Origin of the sequence: Streptomyces sp. A0642, assembly GCF_004795105.1 — a bacterium.
Classification (GTDB): Bacteria; Actinomycetota; Actinomycetes; order Streptomycetales; family Streptomycetaceae; genus Streptomyces.
The window spans coordinates 59282-73864 of the sequence record NZ_SSBL01000019.1 but is presented as its reverse complement, the minus strand read 5'-3'; the positions used below and the strand labels follow the sequence as shown (position 1 = coordinate 73864).

At 68.1% G+C, this 14583-nt stretch carries 23 protein-coding genes; 13 read left to right on the top strand and 10 right to left on the bottom strand.

Annotation, left to right across the window (positions count from 1 at the left end):
• Positions 1-196: 196 nt before the first annotated feature.
• The 5 genes from E6R60_RS26585 to E6R60_RS26565 are packed head-to-tail and all read right to left on the bottom strand — an operon-like array spanning position 197 to position 2727.
• A complete protein-coding gene (locus E6R60_RS26585; protein ID WP_136329199.1) occupies positions 197-571 on the bottom strand; it encodes a hypothetical protein in 375 nt (124 codons plus the stop codon).
• On the bottom strand, positions 572-1135 hold the full coding sequence (locus tag E6R60_RS26580) for a hypothetical protein (RefSeq protein ID WP_136329198.1): 564 nt from the start codon (positions 1133-1135) through the stop codon (positions 572-574).
• Positions 1128-1424, bottom strand: coding sequence for a hypothetical protein (locus tag E6R60_RS26575; protein ID WP_136329197.1), 297 nt, complete (start codon positions 1422-1424; stop codon positions 1128-1130). The genes E6R60_RS26580 and E6R60_RS26575 overlap by 8 nt, the downstream gene beginning before the upstream one ends.
• The gene (locus E6R60_RS26570) at positions 1409-1678 is read right to left on the bottom strand and encodes a DUF3263 domain-containing protein (RefSeq protein WP_240802693.1); all 270 of its coding nucleotides are present in this window, start codon (positions 1676-1678) and stop codon (positions 1409-1411) included. Before E6R60_RS26570 ends, E6R60_RS26575 begins: the two co-directional genes overlap by 16 nt.
• Entirely contained in the window at positions 1675-2727 is a 1053-nt protein-coding gene (locus tag E6R60_RS26565; RefSeq protein WP_136329196.1) for a hypothetical protein, read from the bottom strand. The genes E6R60_RS26570 and E6R60_RS26565 overlap by 4 nt, the downstream gene beginning before the upstream one ends.
• 197 nt (positions 2728-2924) lie before the next feature.
• Between E6R60_RS26565 and E6R60_RS26560 the strand changes: the two genes are divergently transcribed.
• From E6R60_RS26560 to E6R60_RS26550, 3 genes are read left to right on the top strand one after another with little or no spacing between them, the layout of a single operon-like run.
• A complete protein-coding gene (locus E6R60_RS26560) occupies positions 2925-4016 on the top strand; it encodes a hypothetical protein (RefSeq protein WP_136329195.1) in 1092 nt (363 codons plus the stop codon).
• Entirely contained in the window at positions 4016-4411 is a 396-nt protein-coding gene (locus tag E6R60_RS26555) for a hypothetical protein (protein WP_136329194.1), read from the top strand. Before E6R60_RS26560 ends, E6R60_RS26555 begins: the two co-directional genes overlap by 1 nt.
• Positions 4408-4866: a hypothetical protein gene (locus E6R60_RS26550; RefSeq protein ID WP_136329193.1), complete on the top strand. Its 459-nt coding sequence runs from the start codon at positions 4408-4410 to the stop codon at positions 4864-4866. The genes E6R60_RS26555 and E6R60_RS26550 overlap by 4 nt, the downstream gene beginning before the upstream one ends.
• Here E6R60_RS26550 and E6R60_RS26545 read toward each other — a convergent pair.
• Positions 4859-5419 carry an ATP-binding protein gene (locus E6R60_RS26545; protein WP_136329192.1) on the bottom strand — a complete coding sequence of 187 codons (561 nt, stop codon included), beginning with the start codon at positions 5417-5419 and terminating at the stop codon, positions 4859-4861. The two genes, E6R60_RS26550 and E6R60_RS26545, sit on opposite strands and share 8 nt — an antisense overlap.
• A 202-nt stretch (positions 5420-5621) precedes the next feature.
• Between E6R60_RS26545 and E6R60_RS26540 the strand changes: the two genes are divergently transcribed.
• Together E6R60_RS26540 and E6R60_RS26535 are read left to right on the top strand one after the other, a co-directional pair.
• A complete protein-coding gene (locus E6R60_RS26540) occupies positions 5622-6500 on the top strand; it encodes a Scr1 family TA system antitoxin-like transcriptional regulator (protein WP_168713683.1) in 879 nt (292 codons plus the stop codon).
• A gap of 36 nt (positions 6501-6536) precedes the next feature.
• Positions 6537-6737: a DUF397 domain-containing protein gene (locus E6R60_RS26535; RefSeq protein ID WP_136329190.1), complete on the top strand. Its 201-nt coding sequence runs from the start codon at positions 6537-6539 to the stop codon at positions 6735-6737.
• 86 nt (positions 6738-6823) lie between these two features.
• Here E6R60_RS26535 and E6R60_RS26530 read toward each other — a convergent pair whose 3' ends face one another.
• Positions 6824-7210 (bottom strand): hypothetical protein, encoded by a 387-nt coding sequence (locus E6R60_RS26530; protein ID WP_136329189.1) that lies wholly within the window; start codon positions 7208-7210, stop codon positions 6824-6826.
• Positions 7211-7916: 706 nt separating this feature from the next.
• Between E6R60_RS26530 and E6R60_RS26525 the strand changes: the two genes are divergently transcribed.
• Positions 7917-8792, top strand: a complete 876-nt coding sequence (locus E6R60_RS26525) for a site-specific integrase (RefSeq protein ID WP_168713682.1) — start codon at positions 7917-7919, stop codon at positions 8790-8792.
• A gap of 91 nt (positions 8793-8883) precedes the next feature.
• Positions 8884-9366, top strand: coding sequence for a hypothetical protein (locus E6R60_RS26520; protein WP_136329187.1), 483 nt, complete (start codon positions 8884-8886; stop codon positions 9364-9366).
• Between the two features lie 59 nt (positions 9367-9425).
• Here E6R60_RS26520 and E6R60_RS36825 read toward each other — a convergent pair whose 3' ends face one another.
• From E6R60_RS36825 to E6R60_RS26510, 3 genes are all read right to left on the bottom strand, one after another.
• Positions 9426-9575, bottom strand: coding sequence for a hypothetical protein (locus tag E6R60_RS36825; RefSeq protein WP_168713681.1), 150 nt, complete (start codon positions 9573-9575; stop codon positions 9426-9428).
• 224 nt (positions 9576-9799) lie between these two features.
• Complete coding sequence (locus tag E6R60_RS36820) at positions 9800-10036, bottom strand: hypothetical protein (RefSeq protein ID WP_168713673.1); 237 nt, start codon at positions 10034-10036, stop codon at positions 9800-9802.
• Positions 10030-10275 carry a hypothetical protein gene (locus E6R60_RS26510; protein ID WP_136329185.1) on the bottom strand — a complete coding sequence of 82 codons (246 nt, stop codon included), beginning with the start codon at positions 10273-10275 and terminating at the stop codon, positions 10030-10032. Before E6R60_RS26510 ends, E6R60_RS36820 begins: the two co-directional genes overlap by 7 nt.
• A gap of 228 nt (positions 10276-10503) precedes the next feature.
• Between E6R60_RS26510 and E6R60_RS26505 the strand changes: the two genes are divergently transcribed.
• The 6 genes from E6R60_RS26505 to E6R60_RS26480 all read left to right on the top strand — a co-directional run bounded on the left by E6R60_RS26505 (position 10504) and on the right by E6R60_RS26480 (position 14469).
• Positions 10504-10758 carry a DUF397 domain-containing protein gene (locus tag E6R60_RS26505; RefSeq protein ID WP_136329184.1) on the top strand — a complete coding sequence of 85 codons (255 nt, stop codon included), beginning with the start codon at positions 10504-10506 and terminating at the stop codon, positions 10756-10758.
• Positions 10759-10849: 91 nt separating this feature from the next.
• Positions 10850-11737: a cupin domain-containing protein gene (locus tag E6R60_RS26500; RefSeq protein ID WP_136329183.1), complete on the top strand. Its 888-nt coding sequence runs from the start codon at positions 10850-10852 to the stop codon at positions 11735-11737.
• A 65-nt stretch (positions 11738-11802) separates the two neighbouring features.
• The gene (locus E6R60_RS26495; protein WP_136329182.1) at positions 11803-12159 is read left to right on the top strand and encodes a hypothetical protein; all 357 of its coding nucleotides are present in this window, start codon (positions 11803-11805) and stop codon (positions 12157-12159) included.
• Between the two features lie 203 nt (positions 12160-12362).
• Positions 12363-12956, top strand: a complete 594-nt coding sequence (locus E6R60_RS26490) for a hypothetical protein (protein ID WP_136329181.1) — start codon at positions 12363-12365, stop codon at positions 12954-12956.
• 374 nt (positions 12957-13330) lie between these two features.
• On the top strand, positions 13331-14194 hold the full coding sequence (locus E6R60_RS26485; RefSeq protein WP_136329180.1) for a hypothetical protein: 864 nt from the start codon (positions 13331-13333) through the stop codon (positions 14192-14194).
• Positions 14191-14469 (top strand): hypothetical protein, encoded by a 279-nt coding sequence (locus tag E6R60_RS26480; RefSeq protein WP_136329179.1) that lies wholly within the window; start codon positions 14191-14193, stop codon positions 14467-14469. Before E6R60_RS26485 ends, E6R60_RS26480 begins: the two co-directional genes overlap by 4 nt.
• The last annotated feature ends 114 nt before the right edge of the window (positions 14470-14583 follow it).

Genomic DNA, 14583 nt, shown 5'->3' with positions numbered 1-14583 from the left:
GTGCGGTGACCCCGGGCTGTATGGGCGGCCAGCGCCGCCAGGCCAGCCCTACCGGCCCGGCGGCCCGTGGGAAGGGGCTCAGCCTCCCACACGGCCCCGTCGGCGAGACTGCGGTGGAAGCCCGCCATCCGGTGCCCGGGGCGGTCACAGACCACTCCCGGGCGGCCCGGGTGGGGTGCCCCGCAAGTCTCCGTACTCACACGAGCTCTTCGACGGGCGCGGCCGCGAACCGAGCGAGCTCGTCCGGGAAGGCGGCAAAGTCCCTGCGGTACGCCTTGAGCACCATATGGCGCGCCCAGTCCAGGCGTTCCCCGGTGGTGCTGCCGACGAGGGACCCGTCCTCATCCGATTCGAGTCCCTCGCGGATGTAGTCACTCACCCGAAGGAGCACGTTCGTGCCGCTCTCCCCCAGGACGGAGGAGATGGCCGTACGGACGGCGGACACCGCCAGGTCCGCGCCGAGTTCCTCGTTGGAGTGGTACAGAGCGAGCGTCATCATCCGCAGGTCGACGCGATGCTCGGTGCGAACGACGGTCACGACTCCGGCGCCCCGGCTCATGTAGGCAGGCATTTACGCATTCTCCATCGTGAGGGTAACCGGGCGGTCAACCTCCTCGTACGGGTCGTTCGGGTAGGGGAATAGCGGCTGCTGTACGGGGTCCAGGCCGTGCCTGTGGGCGACGTCGGCGGCCATGATGAACAGGCCGGTTCCGTCAAAGTCGTACTCGTAGCAGTTGCTGCCCGGCACGAACGGGTGCCGGGTCGTGACGGGTGATCCGGCGTAGATGGAGGCCCAGCCGACGGCCTCCTTTCGCGACGAAGCCACCCGCAGAACGCCCATGTCCATGTCGCACACCAGCCACGGCACGTACCGGGAGCAGTACGACTCCCGGACGTCGTCGAGCGAGTGGTGGTCACGGGTGCTACGGGCGGGATCGGCCACCCGCAGATCGGTGACCTGGTAGCGGTCGACGCGGGCCGTCCGGCCGCCGTTGGGGGTGTCGGCGTACCTCGGGGTGACCTGGTAACGGCCGTCGCTGGTGTAGTAGTCGAACCCGAAGATCGGGTTCCTGCGGCGCTTGAGGACGCGGGGCTTGATCGGCGGCGGCAGGCGGCGGGCTCCGGCGTCAGGCATGGTCGTTCTCCTCGATGTGGTGACCGGTGATCAGGATGTTCGCGGCGGTGACGGCGGACAGGAGGCGGGCGGCGCACCACTCGTGGTGCTGGTCGTCGCCGGTGAGGTACCAGCCCGCCTCAAAGCGGTCCTCGGTGAGGTTGCGGCCGAGGAACTCCAGCCCGTAGACGGTGCCGTCGTCGAGCACGTCACTGACGTAGAGCCCCCAACCCTGTCGGCCGAAACTGACAGGAAGGGCGGGGCCGCCGACCACGCGGCGGCCCCGGCTGTCCGTCATGCGTCGGGCCACGACGGACCCCCCAGACGGACGGAGCGGCGATGCGCCCTGATCCGGCGGCGCCGGTTCATGAGCACGGGTGCGTACGCCTGCGCCGCTGGGGAATCGATGGCGGCGTTCAGGAACTGGAAGAACCGGACGGGGCTCATGCCGAGCTCCTCGCGGATGATGCGTTCGCGCGGGCCTGGCCGCATCCCCTCCAGACGCGGCGCGTTGTCCAGGACGAGCCGCATGGTTGCGCTCAGCCCGTCCTCGGCGCCGCTCACGCGGTGGCGAGCACGGCGGGGCGCTGCGGGCGGCACAACAGGAGGTGGCGGGGCTCGATGTACCCCTGCACGCGCAGCATCCGGCCGTCGTCCGCGATGCAGTGCAGATGCATAACCGCGCGCACCGGCTGGCGCCAAACGTCGCAGACGGTGGCGACCGCGCTGGCCCGCGTTCCCCACGACGTGATCACGGTGTCCCCGGACAACAGCTCTGCGGCCGTGAGGAGTTCGGAGGGGCGCGGCTGCGTGGCGTAGAGGGCTCCGGTCCGGCCCGAGTCGTGGTGCTCGATCATTTCACCCAGACCGCTCGCCCAGGTGACATGGCGCAGCGTGTGGACGGACCGGCCGGTCAGCTCCAGGGACAGGGCAATGCCGTCGCCGGTGCTGACGATGCGGCGGACGGTGAGGCGGCCGCCGCCCGGCAGGCGCAGCTCGTCGCCGACGACGAGCTCGTCGGCCCGGCGGGCGGGCATCGGGCGGCCGTCCACGTACAGGTACCGGCCGTGACCGGCGTGCTGGTAGGTGAAGTAGCCGTACGGCGACGACTGGCTGTCCGAGCCGACGAGGTGATGGATGCCGTCGTAGTACGTGACGATGTCCCGTGCGCGGCGGCCGTCACGGCTCGCCGTGGTGACGATGGAACGCCACTGACTGCCGTCGTACTCGAAGTACCGGTTCGTACCCAGCGTCAGCGCGTCGTGCATGTCGTGATAGACGCGGTCACCGACCTCGGGGTCGTCCGGGACGAAGCAGCGCGGGACCTCGGGGACGTCGCGGACGTAGCGGGCGGCCAGCGTGGCGGCGTAGACGGTGACGGTCGCGGAGCGGCGGAACCGGCGGGTTACCGTGTGGCCGCCGTGCAGGTGCCGGACCGGGACGGACAGCGTCCTGGCGCTCAGCAGGTTCGGCAGGGCGGTCACGACGTGGCGCGTCCACTCGGACGTCGCGATGACGCAGCCCGGGGTCAGGTCGTCGGCGGTGATTTCCACCGTCGCGGCGTTCGGGGAGCGCAGCTCGTAGAAAAGCTGCTCAAGGGTCACAGGGTCCATGACGGACTCCTCGCATAAGAGTGGCGGGTCTCTTGCGGGTGTTCCTGGCGGGTCCCTCACCATACGCCCGCTGAATTGGCGGGGCGGGCGTTGAGATGAAAAGAACTCGACGGGGACGACTTTCCCAGAAGACTTGCGTTAACGCAACACCTCTGGGAAAGTCATTCCACCACCCGCCAACGGAGGAGACCCGGACCATGACCAGCAAGAGGGGCCAGCGCCAGCCCTACAGGGTCTGCATCAACTTCCCGCCCAGCGACCGCGCCCCCGAGGGCTCCAGGGTCGTCAACTCCTACGTCAGCCTCAGCGAGGCCGACCACGCCGGACGCGAGAGCGCCCGCTACGGCGCCACGGTCGAGATGCTCTATCTGACCAAGGACAAGGCATTCCTGCGCATGTTCGTCTACACGCCGGACAACGTCGCCGCGTTCGACGACGACCCCGAGTTCACCATGATCTACATGCCCGACGACATCATCCTCTGGTACCGCAAGCACCACGGCGCCCCCGAGCCGATCGAGGGCCTCACCGTGCGCAACATCCGGACCCTCGACCGCGACGTGCCGGACGGTACCCCCGCCGACAAGGCCGTACCACCTAACTACCCCCAGGACGAGGAAGAGGCACCGGTGGACGTCAACGAGAAGGCTGCGCCCTACCGTGCTGACGACGCTCCGGCGACGGCCGTCACCGACGGCGTGACCGACGAGGAGCTGTGGAACAGCCCCATCGGGCAGCGACTGCGCACCTACGCCGACAAGCTGCTGCTGGCCGAGGAGGAGCGCATGCGGGCGTTCCACAAGAGGAACGCTGACGCCCTTCTCGCCACGGGCATCAGCCGCAGCCGAGCCGTGATCCACCCGCTCGGCGACCCGAGCCCCCTCGGTGACGGCGGCGACCCTGACGCAGTGCTGCGCCCTGAGGTCGACCCCTGGGCCGACTGGCAGAGCCCCGAGGTGGTGGGCCTGCGCGAGGCCATCGCAGCGGCCGACAACAGCCAGAGGGCCGCCCAGGAGGTCGCCAAGGCGTACATCGCCAGCCTCCAGGGTGACGAGCGACCGGCGCCCGGCGAGGAGCCGACGGAAACGGCGCTGGCCGCCGACGAGGAGCCGCCGACGCCCATGGACGTGGCGGGCGCGCTCAGCTACCTGCTCACTGGTCACGCGGTGTCCGACCGTGGTCCGTTCGTCGTCCACGAGGGCGACGGTTTCCACCCCGAGCCGTACGTGATGCTGCCCCTGGACTCCATGGGCAGGGTGCTGGCCGAGATCCCCAAGGAGCGTTGGTGATGAGCAAGTTCACCGAGGACCTGCACGCGGCCACGGGCCTTGTCAACGCGCACGACGTAAGCCGACACTACGAGTGCCCGATGATCTGGTACCACACCCGCCACCCGCACGCCTCCGGTTACTGGGACTACCGAGTCGTGGTCCAGCTCCTGCATGAGGGGAAGTGGAAGGAGAAGACGATCCGGCTGCCGGGCGCCCCCAGCGGGGTGAAGGCGCGGCGTGATGCGTTCCTGGCGGCGGCCGTTGAGTGGGCCGAGCGGCGCGGCCTGGGGGTCGAGGAGTGGGTGCCCACGGGGTTCTCCAACTCGTGGATGCCGAAGGACGTTAAGGACCGGATGACGGCCGAGCTGAAGCAGTGGCGCAAGGACCAGAAGGCCAAGGAGGCCGGGCAGTGACGTGGACGGTGTACGTCGAGTACGACGGCGATGTCACGGCGCCGGACGAGGCACGGCTGAGGACGGCCGTGGGTGAGGTTCTGCGGGACCACGACTACCGGCTGGCCCTGGACCCGCTGGCTCTGTCGCTGGTCGTTCCTGACTACACGGAGCCGCACTTGGCCGCGCTGTACGCCACGGCTGCGTTCCGCCACGGCTGCGAGAACGCGGCCGTGGCGGTCGGCGTGCAGCCGGTGCTCATCGAGTGCGCCAGCGGCGAGCGTTCCGGATGGAAGCCTCCGGAGCTCATCACCCACGGCGGGCTCGCGGCCCGGTACGGCGTCACCACCTCGTGGGTGCGCACGCTCATGGGACGCAAGGGCGCCCCTGAACCTGTCGACGTGGAGGGCGGGGCCAGGGAAGCCGTCTACGAGCGGCGGAGCGCCCTGGCATGGGTGGGTAAGGAACTCACGTAGCGGAGACTCCGCGAACGACGACGGCGGCCTCTTCCTGAACTCCAGGACGACGGCCGCCGTATTCGTGTTCGTGCAACTTCAGTTCGAGCCAGACGATCTTTCCCCATACGTGGTCGAGGGCTTCGACGCCGGTCCTGTCGGCCATCGTGGCCACCATGGCCATGCCCCGGCCTGACAGGTTGTCGGGGTCGATGTCGAGGAGTAGGTCCGCCGCTTTCTCTTTGGAGGGGAACGCGGGGCGGACGCTGGCGTCGGGGTCGTGGACTTCTACCCTGAGCCAGCGCTGACGAGTGCCTCGCACAGCGACGACCACGACGAAGCGGGGGCGGGGCCTGTCACCAATCGCATGGGTGACGGCGTTCGTTGCCAGTTCGGATAAGCACACCAGGGCCGTGTCGATGACGTCGGCGCTGAGTCCGCTGCCCCGGGCGGCTTCTTCCAGGTGTCGCCTGGCGGCAGAGACGCTCTCGGCGATCCCCGGGTAGACGCGCCGGTACTGGACGTTCCTCAGTGAGCCCAGACGCCTGGGCGGATTGGTGAACGGGGAGTGCATGGCGTTAACTCCCGTTGTGGAGTGGCGAGTGGGAGGCGCTCACGCATCAAGGAGCTGGCGTAAGCAGCGTGTAACCAAGGTTCCGCATGATTCTCAGTTCTGCAAGTCCTAGAGACTGAGAATTTGCATGGTTGTTTGGTGGTCAGCTTGGCCCGCTGGGGTGCAGACTGTGCTTCGACAGAGTCGACCTGGGGAGAGCACCTTGGCGTACGGCGCAAGACCGACGATCAGACGCAAGATCCTTGGCCGCAAGCTCAGCGCAGCGCGGGAGGCCGCGAACCTCAGCGTGGAGCAAGTCGCGGAACACGCAGGCAAGTCCGGCGCGGCGATCTACCGTCAGGAATCCGGGCATACGGCCGTGCAGGCCAGCATGATCCCCTTCTATGCCAATCTGTACGGCATCGACGACAAGGAGGAGATCGAGCGATGGACCGCGTGGGCCAAGAAGGCCAAACAGCGCGGGACATGGGCCACCTCGGGGAGCCTGGTTGGCCCCTCATACCAGGACTACGCGGACGCCGAATCGCTCTGCCTGGAGCTGCGCACCTGGGAACTGGGCGCCATTCCGGGCCTGCTCCAGACGAAGCAGTATTCGGAGGCCGTGATCCGGGCGGCCGCCACGGTGCGGCCCGGTCAGCTGCCCTCCGAGGAGGGCGAAGTCGAGGCCCTGGTCGGTCTGCGTGAGTCCCGCAAGCAGATCCTCGACAGCGAAACCGCCCCCAGGATCTGGGCCGTCATAGGGCAACCAGCAGTGATGACACCGCCCGACCCCAGGGACCCCAAGTCGCACAGGGAGCAGATTCAGCACCTGCTCAACCTGGGCGAGACCAAGGCTACGATTCAGGTTCTGACCACGGACTCCGGCCTACACGTCGGCCTCTCGGGGTCGTTCAGCATCCTTTCGTTTGACGACGCCGATATGGTTTTCCGTGAAGGGTACGGCGACGGCTCGTTCGTTGACGAAGAGGTACGGGTCCGCTCGTACCAGGCCCGATACGAGCGCCTCCAGAGCCAGGCACTGTCTGTCCTCGATACACGGCAGCTGCTGCTTGAAACCTTCAACTCCCTTGCCAAGGGGTGAAGGACCATCCGTAACACCGCCAAGGAAGAGACCAGAATGACGAAGACCCTCATCAACAAGCACAAGTCCTCGTACAGCGGCGGCGCTGGCGAGAACTGCCTCGTCCAGGGCCTTGAGGCCACGACCAACGAGGTCGGTGTCGAGGACTCCAAGCAGGGTGCGGCCAGCCCGATCCTGACGTTCAGCCCCAGCGCCTGGACGGCGTTCGTTGCCGACGTGAGCAGCACCAAGAGCTAAGCAGCTCACTGCACCAGAAAGGCCCTCGGCATCCAAGCTGCCGAGGGCCTTTCACGTGACCAGAGTCGACCACCAGCGGCCAATGCTCAACCCTGTCCTATCGTTCCTCTGGCCGTTCCCCGGTCAACGAGCTGCCACGCATGGCACTCGCTGGTGTCGAAGAACTCTCCGCCCTTGAGATCGACGTACGTATCCCCTGCCGTCACGTTCCGAGCGATGACCGAGTCCGACTCGCCGGTGGCGTCCTTGGTCCGCTTCCAGGAGCACGAGGCGTTCTCGTCCGAGTGGTACAGGCCCGGCTTCACGTCGGCCCCGACCAGGAACGTTCCCGTGCCCGGGATCGTCGAACTGGCGGGCGGCCGCGCCGCGTCCGGGCCGTTCTCGCTGTTCGGGTACGGCGCTGGGGGGACGGACTCCGACGCGAGACTGAACCCCGCGAAGAGCCCAGCGAAGAGCGCTCCGGCCGCAATCACCCACGCACGGCGCGGCATCCTGGCGTGCGGAGGGACATCGTCCCGCCCTGACCCGTTCTCGAAATCCGGATCTCCGGTTGGCTGCTCCCCACTCATTTACCTGCCTTTCCAAGTGCTGACAAACGGGTAGTGCTCGGGAAATTGCGTGGGGGGAAACAGTCAGGGGGCGGGATATCTGACCGATATTGGGTGATTTTCCTGGAACCGAATACAAAAGGCTCCAAGAGCGAAAAGCTACCCCATCTTCAGGGAGGGAGCAACGCCAGGGTGCCCTTACACAGGTGTACACCGCACGCTTCCCCCAGAGTGCCCCTCCGATCAATCCCCTCCACCGCCTTCTGGACCGCCAGGACACACGTTATCGAACCTGCGTTCGAAACGGGGGGCGCGGCAGGCCGCCACGCTCCACCTAGGTAAACGAACGATGAACGACCGTGGACATGGCCTCGACGGTGACCACCCTGTGCGGACTTCGTGCGCACGAAGTGCGGGGACGCACACAGAAACGGCCCCACGGTGTTCAGGACACCTGGGGCCGGACTGCGGGGTACCCTCCCGCTCCGGAACCGGGGCTCACCCGCCCGCCCTGCTGTCGCAGAGCTTCCGCCCGTACGGACCAATGTACCGGGGAGGCGACCGCTCCCTCAGCGGTGTGCCAGTGAATAGAGTATTCAGTGGCATAAAAAAAATCTCTCAGGAGGACTCTGTGACGACTCTGTCCAAGGCCGTCGAGTCGTTCGTGCGCGACTACCCCGAGGCTGACACCACCGAGGCGTCCTACGCCCTTACTCTGCGCCGGTGTGCGAAGACGCTGGGGCGGGACCGCCCGGCGGCCGACGTCACCGGCGAGGACTGGCACGACGTCCTGATCGAGCTGTGGGGCCAGCGGTCGGCGAACACATGGAACCGCAACCGCGCGGCCGTCAAGACGTTCCTGGGCTGGCTCGGCGACGCCGAGGTCGCCACGGTGAAGCTGCCCGCGCTGTGCCGGGCGCGGAAGGTCGTCATCGACGAGACGAAGGCCATCGACCCCGAGGAACTGCAGCATCTGTGGGACCCGGACGCGGTCGGGCTGCGGGAGCGGGCGCTGTGGCGGCTGCTGTACGAGTCGTCCTCGCGCGCCGAGGCCGTCCTGGCGCTGAACATCGAGAACGTCGACCTGAAGGCCCGTAAGGCCCGCGCCGTCATCAAGGGCGGCCGGACCATCTGGGTCTACTTCCAGCGCCGTGGCGCCGAGCTGCTGCGCAAGTACATCGGCGACCGCGCCCGGGGGCCGCTGTTCCTGACCAACCGGCGCCCTCGTGACTGGCGTACCCGCCCGCGCGAGGACTTCGCCCCCGACGGCCGTCGCTGCCGCCTCTCCTACGACCGCGCCGAACACATCCTGAAGGCGTACGCCGGGATCACGCTGCATATCCTGCGGCACTCCCGGCTCGCCTACCTCGCGGGCGAGGGCGTCGACACACCGATGCTCATGGCCATCTCTGGCCATACCAACCCCGCGACCCTCCACCGCCGCTACGCGCGCCCCAGCGGCAAGGCTGTGACCAGGCTGTTCAACAAGCTCGAAGCGATGGAGTAGAAAACGAGACTGAAACGTTGACCAGTGTCAATGGAAGGGCATCAAAGAGCCGATAAGCTGGTCTCCTACCACGACACCGAGGGATGTGGGCATGGGCGACAGCAGAGCCAGGCAGAAGCGCAAGGCCGAGGAGGAGCGTCTGAAGAAGAAGCGTGCTGCCGAGGCTGCCAAGGTTGATACAGCGCTGCCCTCGCCCCTCCTCGTCGAGGACGAGGAGGGATTCGACGAGGAGGGAGTCAACTTCCTTCTGATGCCTGGCGGGATGCTGACGGCGGAGGGGGCCGCGAGCAATCCGCCGTCCCGGCAGAAGACGGTCAAGGTCGATAGCGTCATGGACGCCCACCTCACCGGTTTTCTCGCCCGTCACGGCGGCATGAAGCCGTTCACGAAGACCACGCTTGCTCTGTGGCGCGTGCTGATCCGCGAGGAGCAGGCGCAGTTGGAGCGGGCCCGCGAGGAGCAGGCGAGGACGGGGGTTCCTGCTCGGCTCACCGTGGGCCCGCTCTATCGCAAGGTAGCCGAAGAGCGGAAGATCATGCAGGAAGAGCACTCCGGTTCACTCTTCGACGAGTGACGCAGCGCCGCACGCGAGAGGCCCCCGCCAGGCAGGACCGGCGGGGGCCTCTCGCTGTTCTACAGGCTGGAGTTGAACGTTCCGGCGGCCGGACGGGTGTTCTCGGAGGCAACACCGCCGCGCGCGAGGAGTTCACGCGCCTTCGGGGTGCGGCTGTCGATCTCGGAGAGGCGGGGGCGGCGGCGCGGTCGGTCCTGGGTTCTGATCATGAGGGCTCCGGAGGTGAGGCGGGGGCTCGGCGGGCACAGCAGACTCAGAGTTCATGCCGTGCCCGCCGTGTAAGGGGTGGCTTCGACCGTGAGGCCGGAGTGGGTTCAGTCTGCCCCGGCCGGTACGGGGGCGGTGACAGTTTCACAGGAATGGTGTTCTGTCAGCGTGAATCGGTACGTGCGCATGGCATGTGCCAACTTGGGGTGGCTGTGCCGGACTTGGTTCAGCGCTCGGGCGGGAGCTGTTGCAGGAGGCGGATGGCGACAGCGGCCGCGCTCTCTCCCTCGGTGGCGGTCGCCAGCGCGCGCGGCCGGTGCACGGCGAGGTAGTTGTGCAGGCGCATCAGGTCGGCCACGGCGAGGCTGTGGAGGGCCTGGCCGGGGTCGGAGGCCGGTGGGGCCGGGAAGGACCCGGCAGGCCGGGAGGCGCCCGCAGACGGCCGGGGTGAGGTGCTCACCATGACGTGACGAACGGGTCGTTGGCGGTCGGCTCGCGCCGGTCGGGGTTGCGCTTCTCCCACACGAGGCGCTGTTCGACGGAGGCTGGCACCGACAGGGAGGCGTGCGGGCCGTGGTGGGACTCGACGACGTCGCAGCTGTAGAGGGCGGTCTCGCCGTTGACCAGGTCGCGGCAGGCGCGCTCGGGCCAGACGGGGGTGCGCATCGCGGGCGGGGCGGCGGGGGTTTTGCGGCGGGGCATGGCGGTCTCCTCTTCGTCCGCCCCTTACTGCCGCGCAGCCGTTCGGCGACAGGAACCACGTCTGAACGCTCCCTAGATCGAAAAAAGCGTCATATGCCAGTCTCTCGGCTGCGACTTCTCAAGCTTGCGAAACTGTCATACCTTCTGAGCCAGGGGAGCACGCACTGCTACCAACTGATCACTGCATGCACATGATCAGCCCCGCTCATCGAGCTCAAGGAGAACGCCATGAAGGCACAGGAGCCCAGCACCAACCTCTACGACCGCTCGGTCGAGGGAGACTTCTCCTACCTCTGCAACGGCAACGGCACCGAGGAGAGCATGGAGAGCTGCCTCTCCCTGGCCCAGCTGAACGGCGGTGGCTACGCCATCCGTGACACCAAGGCGGAGGGCGCCGGGCGCGAGCTGCGCGGCACGAGCTCCGAGCTGCTGAGCTTTGCCCAGCACGTCATCGACAAGGTCGGCCCGTCGGCCACCGCGTAGCACCACCTCGCGAAACGCGGGTGCAGCAGGACCGGTCCATGGTCCTGCTGCACCCGCTCCGCCATCCTCTCATCAGAGGGAGCGCCAAAAAATGAAGCTGGACAATCTGGTCGGCCCCATCAACGGCATCCTCGAAGACTGGCCCGACCGGCCGCAGACCTACAGGCACAACCCCGCCGACCTCCGCGAGCTCCTCACTATGGAGACGGTCGACGAGCTCATCGACAGCGGCTGCATCGCCAACCGCAACGTCGTCCTCCTGCGCGACGGTGGCGTGGTGGAAGCCTTCGAGTACAGCAGCGACGGCAGCATGCCGCGCAAGGGCTCCATCCGTGCCCACCTCGACCAGGGCGGCTCGATCTCCCTGCGGGAACTGCACACCCTCTACCCGGCCCTGGCCCATCTCAAGGACGAGATCCAGGGACAGACGGGCTGCAGGACGCACGTCAATGCCTACCTCACCCCGGGCAACCAGCAGGGCCTGCGCTACCACTACGACCCGTACGTGACGCTCATCGTCCAGCTCCACGGCCGCAAGACCTGGCACCTGCACCCGCCGATGGTCGCCAGTCCCACCGAGGAGCACGACAACTACCGTCTGCGCGGCTGGACGGACGAGGAGCGCCGTTTCCTGGCGACCACGCCGCCCAGGGATGTGGTCCTGGAGCCCGGCGACGTCTTCTGGCTGCCCCGGGGCTGGGTGCACTCCGTCGAGACCGCCGGTGACGTGCCCTCGCTGCACCTGACGTTCGCGCTCAAGGAGCGGACCCAGGCGTGGCTCATCGAGCACATCACGGGCATCATCGTCGAACACGCTCACGCCGACCTCGACGCCCGCCAGACGATCCCTCCCGTCGACCTTCTGGGTGATTCGACCAAGGTCATGCGGTGGGCCCGCCAGTATCTGATCGGAGCCGTCATGGCGGTGAACTCCGAGGCCACCATTGAGTCGGCCCGGACGAAGGCGCGCACCACCTGAACGCCCGGACGGCTCCGCTCCTGCGTTACCGTCTTCCCCTCCCGACGCGTCCGCCGGAGGCCGCCTTGCACTACGAGCACTACCACGCCTACTCGTACACAGGGAAAGCGTTCTCCGACGCTCAGATCCGCCGGGGCGAAGCTCCCAGTAACTATCCCCCGATCGAGATCGTTGACCGGAAGAACCCGACAGCCCTGCTGGACAGCCTTGACGAAGCAGTGGCATGGCTGGACAAGGAACTGAGCGGCCACGTACCGGTCGACGCGGCTTCCTTCCCGGTGGCGACCCGGCTGGAGTACTCCCGGGCCCAGTTGCAGCAGGCGGCGGCCAGCCAGGTCGTCTACGGCTACTGGTCCGTCTCCGGCCGGTATGTCTCCCGGCAGCTGTTCCCGTGCAACGGGGGCTCTGACTGCCAGGCGTAGTTCCCGATGACCGGCCCCGTCCGTGTGCTGCCCCCGTGGCGCGCGGGCGGGGTCTTTTTGTGCGCGCGGTGGTTGGTGTGCGCCGTGGTGTTCGTGGCAGACTCGGTGCTCCGCCAAGTTCATCCGCCGCTTTTCCGCCTTGTGACGCCTGTGCCTTCGCCTGGGTCAGTGCTGTCCGGTGGGGCACCGCCAAGGGAGAACCGATGATCAAGAACACCACTGCTGCCGTGCGACAGAATCCGCTGGTCTTCATCGACGCCGCTTCTGGAAGCGGCGGAGCCGACCAGGCCATCGCGGAGCAGGAGAAGGCGGGCCAGGCCCAGCTCGTCAACTCCGACCGGCTGCCTGCCGACATCCGGGGCCGGGAGGTTCTGGAGGGGTTCGGCGTCGTCTTCGGTGAGCCGGACGCCGCCGACCCCATGTTCTGCCCGGCCACGCTGCCCGAGGGGTGGAGGCGTGAAGCCTCCGATCACGACATGTGGTCCTACCTGGTCGACGGGCAGGGCCGCCGCCGGGCCTCGATCTTCTACAAGGCCGCGTTCTACGACCGGGAAGCGTTCATCCGGCCCGAGACGGTGGTCGGCTATCTCTGGAGCCACGTCCACAACGGTACGGCGCTGCTGACGGATGACGTCTGGGCGACCCCGGCGGCTCTGGCCGACGCGTGCGTCCTGGCCATGGAGCACGCGCAGGAGGAGATCGACACCTGGGCGCGGATCGGCAACGCGAAGTACGTGGAGAAGTACACCGCACAGTGCGAGAAGTACGCAGCCGTCCTGGCTCAGTACAGGGTGTAGACCCACCGGCTGAATCTTACAAAACCTCGCAAGGCCCCACCGTCTACCGGTGGCTTGGCTCGGAGAGCGAGGTGCGGGGCGGGGCCTTCGCGCCCTTCACCTGAGTGGGTGGGGCTTGTGAGGTTTTGTAAGGTTGAGCCCGGTGGGGGTAAGCTCCCGTCCGGGAGCACAGTCCCTGGCGCCGCACCTTCCTAGCTAGTGGTGCGCTGGTCATGCGGGACCACCGACCAGGACTCGGATGCTCCTGGGCGCCACAAAGGCCAGACCGGGCCAGGCGCCCGACAACGGAATACCGTCTCCGCCCCGGGGGCCGTTCGCAACGGTCTCCGGGTACAAGGCCCGTCCTGTCAGCACGACCAGGCAGGATGGGCCTCGTGAATCCGTACGCCCTGCTCGACACCTGGCTGGAGACCTCAGCCCTGCGCCCCTCGACCCGTGCCGAATACCGGCGGGAGGTGACCTCGTGGCTCACCTGGTGCGCCGCCCAGCGCAACCCGTCCGTGGACCCCTACTCCATCAGGCCCGAGCACGTGGCCCGCTGGTGCGACGAGGAGTACCTGCGCCCCTACCTCGGCGAACTCCCCTTCGACGGACCGCCCGCACTCGCCGTCATCGCCGCCGAACACCCCGAGGCCGCCCGCAGCCACGACCGGCGCATCACCGCCCTCGTCATGTACTACACCGCCGCCCGCGACCGGCACCTCGTCCTCACACCCCCGCACCTGCACGACCTGCGCTCCGGCCTCTCCCGCGCCACCCACACCCCCAGCCGCCTCGACCCCCGCGAGCGCGCCGCCTTCCTCGGCGCCGTCGGAGCCTGGGGCCCCGCCGACAGCCAGCACCACCACCGCGACCAGCTCCTGGCCTACCTCCTGCTCGACGGCCTGCGCCCCGCCCAGGCCGTCCGCCTCGACATCCGCCTCATGACCCAGCAACCCGACTTCAGCTACGACATCCAGCTCCCCGACGCCGCCGACGGCCCCGGCCGCAACCTCACCCTCGACCCCCTCACCGGCGCCGCCGTCCACGCCTACCTCCCCCACCGCCCCACCCCCAAGGACGGCGAGCACACCCTGCTCCTGTCCCGCACCGGCCGCCCCCTCTACTCCCGCTTCCCCAACGAACTCATCCGCGCCATCGCCGACACCCACCCCCTCCTCGCCCAGCGCCACCCCGCCGTCACCGCCGACACGATCGCCCACACCGGACTATGGGACACACCCCAGGAGCCCCAGTGAGAAGCCACCACACCCGCCGACGCCCCGCCACAGCCGTCATCGACGACGACGGCGCCCGCCACTGCGCCTGGTGCGGCGACTTCATCGACCCCGTCAACTGGTGCCCCGACTGCACGCCCGACACCCCGTGCGCCACCAGCGGCGGCCCGCACCGTCGGCTTCTGCGGCGCGCCGACGCCGCCTACTACGACTCCGGCTGCAAGGCCGCCGACCGCAGCGACCGCGAAGGGGCCGCAGAGCGCCGCCGTACGAACTGGATCCAGCAGGCCCGATAGGCCCACCGGCCCCGCTTGCGCGCGCTACCATGTGGACGCGGCCCCCGGGCCGTGGGCCCGGCTCAAGGCCCGGAGACGTACCGGCCCATGACCGGCAGTCGCATTCCGCAGGTG